Source organism: Streptomyces sp. Ru72 (genome assembly GCF_002920635.1).
Taxonomy (GTDB): Bacteria; Actinomycetota; Actinomycetes; order Streptomycetales; family Streptomycetaceae; genus Streptomyces.
In genome coordinates this window covers 1-1,898 of the sequence record NZ_PQSR01000222.1, presented here as the reverse complement: position 1 = coordinate 1,898, position 1,898 = coordinate 1, and the positions used below count along the sequence as shown (strand labels likewise).

Sequence of the window (1,898 nt, the reverse complement as noted above, 5' to 3'; positions counted from 1 at the left end):
GGGCGGCCGCGGGATGCGCCAGGCGGTGCGCTGGCTCGGTCATGTGCTGCGGCGGCCGTACTGGCTGGCGGGGGCCGGGCTGCTGGCACTGTCGACCGTGTTCCAGGCGGCCGCGCTGGCCGTGGGCAGCCTGGCCGTCGTGCAGCCCCTGCTGGCCAGCGAGTTGCTGTTCACCCTGGCAGTCGGCGGCATCGTCTTCCGCGCTCGCCCCGGTCGGCGCACGTGGCTGGCGTTCACCGCCCTCGCCGCCGGACTGGCGCTGTTCCTGGGGGTGGCAGCGCCCTCCGCCGGCCGGACCACGGCCCTGCCGGGGCGCTGGCTTCCGGTGGGGGTGGCCGTGGTGTGCGCCGTGGTGGCTCTGGTCGTCTCGGCCCGTGCGGTGCAGGGCGCGCCGCGTGCCGCGCTCCTGGGGCTGTCGAGCGCGGTGTCGTTCGCCGCCACGGCAGCGCTGCTGAAGGAGGTCATGGGCCGGCTCCCGCAGGGGGTGGGGACCGTACTGACGCAGTGGCCACCGTATGTGACGGCGCTGATCGGCGTGGTGAGCTTCCTGTTGTTGCAGAGCGCGTTCCGGGCCGGGTCGCTCACGGCGTCGCAGCCCGCTCTGACCCTCGGGGACGCGATGGTGGGGGTGGCACTGGGGTCGGCGCTGTTCGACGAGCAGATCGCGCTCGGGGTGCGCGTGCTGCCCGAGGTGCTCGGCTTCGCGCTCATCGGTGCGGGCAGCATCGGACTGGCGGGCGCCCCCTGGGCCGGCGGTGCCTGGGACACGGCACCGAACAGCCGGGACGGGCCGTATCCCGAGGCCCGGGAGCGGGCGCCGGGGAGGCCGTCGGCCGGTGAGCCGGACCGGGACCGGCCCGGCCCCTGACAACGGTCCCGGTCCGACAGCGGCCTCGATCCGTGCCCGACCCGATCCGTGCCCGCCCCGATCCGGGTCCGCCCGGCTCGATGGCAGTCCCACCCCGACGCCCCCGTCCCCCCACGACGGCCCGGAACCCGAAGAAGCTCCGGGTGCCTGACAAGCAAGGAGGCAGTTGCCCGATGACTCGTCCTCACGGTCCCTTGGCCGCCGGGCGCGCGGCGGCCCTCCTGGCGCCGGTCGCGGCGGTCGCGGCCGTGCACATCGGCCCGGCCGCCACCTGGCTGCCCGGCCTGCGGCGCCGCTTCCTCCCCGGGCTGGCCGGGGTGGGCCGCCCCGACCACATCGCTCTCACCTTCGACGACGGGCCCGATCCCGGCTCCACGCCGCACTTCCTCGACACGCTGGACTCCCTCGGCGTCCGGGCGACGTTCTTCGTGCTGGGCGAGAGTGTCGTGCGCTGTCCGGCACTGACCCGGGAGATCGCGGAGCGGGGGAACGAACTCGCCGTGCACGGCTGGAGCCACGACAGGCCCTGGCTGCCGTCTCCGGCCCGTGACACGGCGGACCTGGTCCGGACGGTGGAGACGGTCCACGACGCGGCCGGCCGTCGGCCCCTGTGGTACCGGCCGCCGTACGGGATCCTCACGTCGGGACGATGGGCGGCGGCCCGGCGGGCCGGTCTGCGACCGGTGTTGTGGACGGCCTGGGGCAAGGACTGGACGGCCGACGCCACGCCCGCCTCCGTACGCGCGACGGCGGGTGCGGAGTTGCGGGGTGGTGGCACCCTGCTGCTGCACGACTCCGACCATGCCGCGGCGGTCGGCTGCTGGCGTGCCACGCTCGGGGCGCTGCCCGGCATCGTGGACGACTGCCGTGAGGCGGGGCTGTCGGTGGGGACGCTGGGGCGAGCACGGGAGTGGGGGGCCGGCACGGGAGGACGCCGCGGCGCGGGCAGGCGGCGTCGGGGGTCCGTCCGCGGAGCCTGACGCCCGCCAGGGGGATGAACCGGACCGCGGCGTCGCGAATCCGGCGGTCA

2 protein-coding genes are annotated in these 1,898 nt (G+C 76.1%); both read left to right on the top strand.

Annotation, left to right across the window (positions count from 1 at the left end):
* Positions 1 to 868: DMT family transporter (locus C3488_RS39545; RefSeq protein WP_103845624.1), on the top strand; the 868-nt coding region annotated here is incomplete at its 5' end.
* Between the two features lie 173 nt (positions 869 to 1,041).
* Positions 1,042 to 1,848, top strand: coding sequence for a polysaccharide deacetylase family protein (locus C3488_RS39540; RefSeq protein WP_103845623.1), 807 nt, complete (start codon positions 1,042 to 1,044; stop codon positions 1,846 to 1,848).
* The last annotated feature ends 50 nt before the right edge of the window (positions 1,849 to 1,898 follow it).